Genomic DNA, 8,603 nt, shown 5'->3' on the forward strand with positions numbered 1-8,603 from the left:
TGAAGCAGATGCCTTTATTGATTCTTTGATCAATGAAATGACGCTGGAAGAAAAAATAGGGCAAATGACCCTCTATACCAGTGGATGGGATGTAACAGGCCCTACATTGAATGAAAATTACAAAGAAGAGTTAAAGGCAGGCCGTGTTGGGGCACTGTTCAATGCACATACCGTAGCATATAATACCGACCTGCAGAAAATTGCCGTGGAAGAAACCCGACTGGGTATTCCACTGCTGTTTGGTTATGATGTAATCCACGGACATAGAACTATCTTTCCGATTCCCCTGGCTGAAGCCTGTACCTGGAATATGGAAATTATCAAGGAAACAGCCCGTCTGTCAGCAAAAGAAGCTGCTGCTTCAGGACTCAACTGGACATTTAATCCCATGGTCGACATTTCACGTGATCCCAGGTGGGGCAGAGTGGCCGAAGGGTCGGGCGAAGACCCATACCTCGGTAGCCTGATTGCCAGAGCCAGGGTACAAGGGTACCAGGGAGATGACCTGAGTGATCCCTTCACCCTAATGGCTTGCGTCAAGCACTTTGCTGCCTACGGAGCAGCCCAGGCCGGACGCGATTATCATACCGTTGATATGTCGGACAGGGTACTCAGGGAAACTTACCTGCCACCATACAAAGCGGCTATCGATGCAGGTGTGGCTACAGTTATGACTTCTTTTAATGAAGTAGATGGCGTTCCTGCTTCAGGGAATAAATATCTGCTCACAGAGATACTTCGCGATGAGTGGGGCTTCGATGGTTTCGTGGTCACTGACTATACATCTATCAATGAAATGGTACCTCATGGTGTGGTAGCCAATGAAAAAGAAGCTGCCGAGCTGGCAGTAAATGCCGGTGTAGACATGGACATGCAGGGAAGTGTTTTCAATGATCACCTGCAAAAACTGGTAGAAGAAGGTAAGGTAGAGGAAAAAAGAATTGATGAGGCCGTAAGAAAAATACTTGAAATGAAATGGAGGCTTGGCTTATTTGAAGATCCATACCATTACTTGGACGAAGCCCGTGAAAAAGAGGTGCTTTTCTCCAAAGAGCTGATGGATCATTCCCTGGCCGTTGCCAAAGAATCCATCGTACTACTCAAAAATGATCCGGTAAATAGCAAAAAATTATTGCCTGTTTCCAAAGAAGTGAAATCTATCGCGTTAATCGGCCCCCTTGGGGACAACCAACAGGATCTGTTAGGTACCTGGCATGCCTCTGGTGATGCCGGCAAAGTAGTAACCGTACTACAAGGCCTCAAAAATGAATTTCCTGATGCAAAAATCACCTACGCCCAAGGTGCAGGCTTTTCAGGAGACGATCGAAAAGGCTTTGCTGAAGCTGTTGAAACAGCCCGTAAAGCTGATTTGGTGATCATGGCATTGGGAGAGAATTATCAGCAGAGCGGAGAAGCCGCTAGTCGGTCAGAAATTGGCCTGCCGGGTGTGCAGCAGGAGCTTTTACAAGCCGTGCATAAAACAGGCAAGCCCGTAGTGGCCTTGGTCATGGCAGGCAGGCCATTAACCATCGAGTGGATTGATGAGAGCATTCCTGCTGTGGTTAATACCTGGCACCTGGGCACTATGGCGGGTCAGGCCATTGCAGAGGTACTGTCGGGTAAATACAACCCGTCAGGCAAACTCACTATGACATTCCCGAGAAATGTAGGGCAAATACCGATTTTCTACAACATGAAGAATACCGGACGTCCGTTTCAAGCCGAAAATAAGTACACCAGCAAATATATAGATGTACCCAATGAGCCATTATACCCGTTTGGTTACGGCTTAAGCTATACCACTTTTACCTACAATGGCCTGAAACTAAGCAAAACAGAAGTTACCGGAAATGACAGCCTTGAGGTAGAAGTTACGGTGGAGAATACCGGAGAGTATGCAGGAGAGGAGGTTGTGCAACTTTATATCCAGGATCTGGTAGGAAGCGTCACCAGGCCGGTTAAAGAGTTGAAAGGTTTCAAAAAAATATCCCTGAAACCCGGAGAAAGTCAGGTAGTGAAATTTACAATCAATCCTGACGACTTGAAATTTTATACACGCGATATGTCTTTCAAAGCTGAACCAGGAGATTTTATGGTAACAGTCGGGCCGAACGCGGCAGAAGGAGATACTATTAAGTTTAGTCTAAAGTAAACATATGATCGGTTGAAAATAGGTCATTCGCAAAGGGTCAGTGGGGTGAAATCGGAAAATTCATAGGGGTTTAGGTTTGACTATCCAATAAACCCCGCCCCCTTTGCTGAACGGCCGTTAACAGATTATTGATGCCTATGATACATCTTACAAAGTTTTTAATACCATCACTCCTTGCAGCATTTGTAGTAAGCTCTTGCCAACAACCCACAGAAGATGACCAGATACAAAGCGCAGATAAGGGTTTAGAGCTGCTGAAGGACGCTGAAACCAAACCTATGAATGTGGTATTTATACTAAGTGATGACCATCGCTACGATTTCATGGGCTTTACCGGGAAGGTTCCTTTTCTCAAAACACCCCATATGGATAAAATGGCCCGGCAGGGCACACACATCCAAAATGCCTTTGTTACCACCTCACTATGCTCACCGAGCCGCGCCTCTATCCTTACCGGACAGTTATCACACCGGCACCAGGTTATTGACAACCAGTCTGCCGTACCGGACACTTCCGTATTCTTCCCTCAGTATCTTCAAAAAGCGGGCTATGAAACTTCCTTTTTTGGAAAATGGCACATGGGTGAACACCACGCCAACCCACGAAGAGGATTCGACCACTGGGTTAGTTTCAAAGGGCAGGGGGTTTATTATAACCCCGTACTCAACGTAGATGGTAAGGAAGAAGTTTATGAAGACAGTACCTACATAACCGATCTGCTTACCAGCAAAGCCATCAAATGGCTGGAAAACAGGAAAAAGGACAAGCCATTTTTTATGTATCTCTCGCATAAAGGCGTGCATTCGGAGTTTGCACCTGCGAGGAGACATAAAAATGTATACGAAGGAGAACCGTTGCAGTACCCGCCAACCATGTCTCCGGAAAATGCCGGAGCAAAAGGCTATAATTATGAGGATCTTCCTGAATGGGTAAAAAAGCAACGTTACAGTTGGCATGGCGTCGACTACATGTACCATGGAGCGGTAACCTTCGATGAGTTTTATCAGCGATACACTGAAACCTTGCTTTCAGTAGATGAGAGCATCGGTCAGGTATTGGAGTACCTTGAGCAAAACGGATTGCTTGAAAATACCCTGGTGTTTTATATGGGCGATAATGGCTTCTCATTTGGAGAACATGGCCTGATAGACAAGAGGCACGCATACGAGGAATCAATGAGAGTACCGCTATTGGTTTACGGTGGCAACAACGTGCTTAAAAAGGACAGTGTGGGACAATTGATTCAAAACATTGATATAGCACCAACTATCCTTTCGCTTGCAGGCCTGGATAAGCCGGTTAATATGGACGGACAATCCTTCCTGCCCTTGTTAAAGGGAGAAAACACTGCCTGGAGAGACAGGATATACTACGAATATTTCTGGGAGCGGCCGTTTCCGCAAACCCCTACAGTACATGCTGTAAGAACAGATAAATATAAATATATCCGATACTATGGCATCTGGGACATCAACGAACTCTATGACCTTGAAAATGATCCCATGGAAATGAACAATCTCATCCGCAGTCAGGAGCATCAGGCCGTTGCCAAAGCGTTGAGGGATGATTTATTTACCTGGCTGAAAGAAACAGGAGGGATGCAGATACCGCTAAAGGAGGACCGTGGTGCCAGATTTGATCACGGTTATCAAAAGACTTACTAAATATTCAGTTTTTGTCTGGTTTGGTCATTGTGAAGATGTATATTAAACTTTCGTCAGCTATAGCCATACCGGCAGTTTTAAGCCTGCTCTTTTTTACGGGTTGCTCTCCCGAACCAACACCACCCGAAGGTATGGTCTATTTTAGCGGAGGAAAGATCACCATAGGTTCGGAAGATGGCTTGCCCAATGAAGCTCCGGTGTTCCAAACCCGTGTTTCCCCGTTTTTTATCGATAAACACCCGGTAACCGTCGAACAATTCAGGGAATTTGTAAAAAGCACGGGTTACAAAACCGATGCTGAAAAATTTGGAAACTCTGCGCTTTTTAATTTTCAAATCCATAAATACGAACTTATAGATAGTGTAAACTGGAGGTATCCATTAGGCAAAAATGCCTCACCTGCCAGTGATAATCATCCGGTAACTCATGTCAGTTGGAATGACGCCAGGGCCTATGCCTCATGGGCAGGCAAACGTTTACCCACAGAGGTGGAATGGGAATATGCAGCACGCGGGGGTAAAAATTCTCCAGAGCGCTATAGCTGGGGGCCGGAACTGGCTGATAGAGATGGAAAATTCTTCGCTAATGTGTGGCAGGGTACTTTTCCCTATCGCAATACTGAAAGTGATGGTTACCGGTTTACCTCACCTGTTGGTGAATTTGGTATCACCTCATGCGGCCTGTCTGATATGGGCGGTAATGTATGGGAATGGTGTAGTGACACCTATCGGCTATATGAAGGCAATGAGCAATATTTTAAAGTTAAAGATAATTTAAAAACAATCAGAGGAGGCTCATTCATGTGTGATTCTCTGGTTTGCCACGGCTACAGGGTCTCTGCAAGACAATATACCTCCGGGGAAACCTCTAATTTTCATCTCGGCTTTCGATGTGCCATGGATGCTCCAAAATAGGTTAATGTAGCGCAGAGTTATATTCGCCGCCTAAGTTTAATAATAAATTAACCTTTCTGACCGTATATAGTTGTAGATTAGTAATGGAATAAACCTAACCGAATTTATGTTCAGAATCATTTTTGCTGTACTTATTATGGCTCCTTTCATTTCAAACGCTCAAAAAGTAGATATTCAGGGCCATCGCGGGGCGAGAGGCATGATGCCCGAAAATACCATACCGGCTTTTAAATATGCCCTGGATCAGGGCGTAACGACCCTTGAGCTGGATGTCGTCATCACAAAAGACAAAAAGGTTGTGGTTTCACACGAGCCATGGATGTCGCCGGAAATATGCCTTACCCCTGATAATGCTGAGTTTAAAGATGATAAGAAGTACAACATCTATAGCATGACCTATGACGAAGTAAAAGCATTTGACTGCGGCTACCTCAATAGTACTCGTTTCCCCCAGCAGCAAAAACTTCATGTGAGCAAACCTCTGCTTAGCGACGTCATTAAAGAGGTCGAAAAGCACATAAAAAGCTATACGCAATATGAGGTCGACTACAACATAGAAATTAAAAGCACTCGCGATGGAGATGGCAAATCTCACCCTGAGGTACAGGAATTTTCAGACCTTGTTTATAAAACCATCGATCAGTACCTGCCCATGAGCAGGATCGTTATACAATCCTTTGATTTCAGGGTATTGCAGTACTGGCATGAAAAGTATCCGGAGGTTAGGCTTGCAGCACTGGTTGAAAACACCCGGTCTATAGAGACCAATATGGCCAATATTGGTTTTAAACCCCGTATCTACAGCCCTTATTATAAACTACTCACAAAAAATAAAGTAAAAGAGCTTCACGACATGGGCATCAAAGTCATCCCCTGGACGGTAAACGAAGCCAAAGAAATGAAGCAGTTGATAGAATGGGGTGTAGATGGCATCATTACAGACTATCCCAACATTGCCAATCAGTTAGGGCTGACACGTCCTAATTGATTGTAAATAGGCCTGATAAATTAAAAACCAGCCTGCTTTTTAGCGCAGGCTGGTTTTTTTTATGGAACATTTGGTGAGGTCTTTAGTATTACATTTTGACTACTTTAAATTCAGTTCTTCTGTTGTTTTGATGTTGCTCTTCCGAACATTTGACACCATCAGCACACTCGTTGATCAACTGGCTTTCTCCATAGCCTTTTCCTGTAATTCTGCTTGCATCTATGCCTTGCGAAATAATGTACGCAGCAGATGCTTTTGCCCTTTTGTCAGAAAGCTTTTCGTTGGACACGGCACTACCTCTGGAATCAGTATGCGCACCTAGTTCAATTTGCAAGGTCGGGTTTTCTTTCATAACCTTCACTACCTTATCCAGCTCCAGCGCAGCATCCTTTCTGATATTGGACTTACCCAGGTCAAAGTATATAGGCTTTAGGTCGACAAGTTTCCCGATATCCGTACCTACTTCTATTTTATCCATCGACAGGTCTACAAACTCCTTTAGGTAAATAGGGCCAGGCTCCTTTAATAAATGATTAAACACAAAGTTTTTACCCAGATAACCATCTTTCAGTAATTGAATCTGATAGCTCACCCTGTCACCAGGTTTCTTATCCTCTAGCGGATTAACAAAACCACCGGCATTGTCAGTTTGAGCAGTTAATATATCCTTACCGGTAAAGTTGTCTGTAATCTTTACCTGAACTCCGGGCACGGCTTCATCCGTACCTTTTAAAACAACTTCACCTATTAACTGGAAACCATAGTCACTATTCATGTAAAGGTCATTCTCCCATAAGCCCTTATCAGAGTTTAAGGTTTTAAATGATAATTCCGTTGGGAAGTAATCTTCCTTATCAGCTTTGATGCTATATTTCTTTCCTGCATCAACAGTGAAAGCATACTTGCCATTCTTATCTGAGTAGGTTGAATCTACAAGATTGCCACCCTCATCGTATAGCTTTACTACTGCATTATCAAGTATTGCTTTGGAAGTTTTATCGTATACGGTGCCACTGGCTATGTAATTGGTGAGGAAAGGCCTCTCTGCCGTGAATGAGTATATGTCATCATGATTTTTTCCACCATCGCGATTTGAAGAAAAGTACCCCTCTTTCTTATTGATGATCAACCCAAAGTCATCCAGGTTTGAGTTAATGGGTGCGCCCAGGTTGACAACTTTTTTATTCTTGATAATGTCATAAATGTAAATATCCAGGCCTCCAAGACCGGGGTGGCCATTGCTGGCAAAGAAAAGCTCCTCATCATGATTAAGGAATGGGAACATTTCATTCCCCTCAGTATTTACAGGTTCCCCAAGGTTTACAGGCTCACCCCAGTTACCGTCTTTCATTTCGCTTTTGTAAATATCAGTTCCTCCTTTTCCTCCAGGCATGTCCGAGACGAAATAAAGCGTAAGACCGTCGTCACTGATAGCAGGATGGCCAACAGAGTATTCATCGTTGTTAAAAGGCAAAGGCTGTGGATCTCCCCATGGGGCAGACACACTGTCTCTTTCAGTATAGTAGAGGTTTAACTTTGTGGTTCCGTTTTTACTGGTTTTGAGTTTCCCCTTGTAGTAGTTATCACGGGTAAATATCATTTTTCTTCCCTCATCATAAACTACCAAAGGCCCCTCGTGGTATTTACCATTAACATTTCTGTTGAAAGACGCTACGCTTCCGCTGTCATTGACCTGGTATATATCCAGAAAATTAGAGCCATCCCATTTGAAGTCTTGCAAGTTTTTCTTTTTGCCGAGGCGCGCTGACACAAATAATATTTCATTTCCGTAATATGCCGGACTAAAATCTGAGAATTCGGAGTTCCAGTCTACTTTGCTAATGCTGACTTCAAACTCGTTTTTGTTAAGCTTCTCGATGTCTTCAATGCCTCGGATCTTTTCTTTTACCCTTCCATCCTCAGGAGTCTGGGCACCGTATTTTAAGTACCAATCCTTCGCTTCATCATATTTGCCGGCACTGGTCAGTACGTCTGCATAGTGGATATAATACGCTGCATCCATACCTGCGTTTTGAGGCAGCACTTCCCCATACCATTTTGATGCACTTTCAGGATCGTTCAGCAGTCGATAACTTTCTGCAATTTTAAGTTTTAAGGTGTCATTATCCTTGTTGTTTTTCAAGGCAAGCAGATAAGCGTCCAAAGCAGGGGCAAAAGCGAGTCGCTCGAAATGCTTATCCCCTACCTTTTCATTGCTGCTAAACAAAGAGGTTACCGAGCTTTGGCCAACGGCACAATGGGTAATAACCATTAAGTAAATTATAAATTGAATATGTTTCATCTGTTTATTTTTTTTAGAGATCAGTATCTGTTTCAGGCATCCCGCAAAACCGCATTGCAGAATGCCTGAAATTGTATTGATTCTTACTGGTACAGTTAAAAATATCTAGGGGTTAGAATTTTGTCTTTTGACAACTTAAGCCTGTAATTGAGCATAAACTCATGAGTTCCGCCACTCACCTTGTTAAGGTCTGTTACCGTCTGGTCATAAGCATAGCCTATTCTAAACTGCTCAGATAAAACTAATTCCATAAGAAAGTCAAAAGAGTCCAGAGAGCGGTAGGAGGCACCTAACCACAATACTTCCCTGATTAAAAGATTCGCATTCACATCAAACTCCATTGGAGCCCCCTCTACAGCCTTTAACAAAACATTGGGTTTTAGTTTTAAGGAAGGTGAAAGGTCAATCAGGTAGCCCGCGGTAGCAAAATAGTGCTGCCTGAGCGTCGAAGAACCTTCATTGCCAAAAGAATTGTTTAGCAAAAATGGAGATGAAAGTCCTGCGTAAAATCTGGAGTTTTCGTAATACAAACCTGCTCCAAAATTTGGGGCAATCTCATTTATGTTTTGGCTGAAAGCGTTGT

At 43.6% G+C, this 8,603-nt stretch carries 6 protein-coding genes; 4 read left to right on the plus strand and 2 right to left on the minus strand.

What is annotated here, in order from left to right:
* The 4 genes from E1163_RS05325 to E1163_RS05340 all read left to right on the plus strand — a co-directional run.
* On the plus strand, positions 1 to 2,152 hold a 2,152-nt coding region (locus tag E1163_RS05325), incomplete at its 5' end, for a glycoside hydrolase family 3 N-terminal domain-containing protein (protein WP_246223512.1).
* A gap of 137 nt (positions 2,153 to 2,289) precedes the next feature.
* Positions 2,290 to 3,816: a sulfatase family protein gene (locus E1163_RS05330; RefSeq protein WP_155170256.1), complete on the plus strand. Its 1,527-nt coding sequence runs from the start codon at positions 2,290 to 2,292 to the stop codon at positions 3,814 to 3,816.
* A 35-nt stretch (positions 3,817 to 3,851) separates the two neighbouring features.
* A complete protein-coding gene (locus E1163_RS05335) occupies positions 3,852 to 4,730 on the plus strand; it encodes a formylglycine-generating enzyme family protein (RefSeq protein WP_246223514.1) in 879 nt (292 codons plus the stop codon).
* Positions 4,731 to 4,836: 106 nt separating this feature from the next.
* Positions 4,837 to 5,718, plus strand: coding sequence for a glycerophosphodiester phosphodiesterase (locus tag E1163_RS05340; protein WP_246223516.1), 882 nt, complete (start codon positions 4,837 to 4,839; stop codon positions 5,716 to 5,718).
* 88 nt (positions 5,719 to 5,806) lie between these two features.
* Here the strand turns inward: E1163_RS05340 and E1163_RS05345 are convergent, their stop codons facing one another.
* Together E1163_RS05345 and E1163_RS05350 are read right to left on the minus strand one after the other, a co-directional pair.
* A complete protein-coding gene (locus E1163_RS05345; protein WP_155170258.1) occupies positions 5,807 to 8,020 on the minus strand; it encodes an OmpA family protein in 2,214 nt (737 codons plus the stop codon).
* A gap of 95 nt (positions 8,021 to 8,115) precedes the next feature.
* Positions 8,116 to 8,603, minus strand: a 488-nt coding sequence (locus E1163_RS05350; protein WP_155170260.1) for a PorP/SprF family type IX secretion system membrane protein, incomplete at its 5' end; no start/stop codon positions are given.

It is taken from the genome of Fulvivirga kasyanovii (assembly GCF_009711405.1).
GTDB lineage: Bacteria > Bacteroidota > Bacteroidia > Cytophagales > Cyclobacteriaceae > Fulvivirga > Fulvivirga kasyanovii.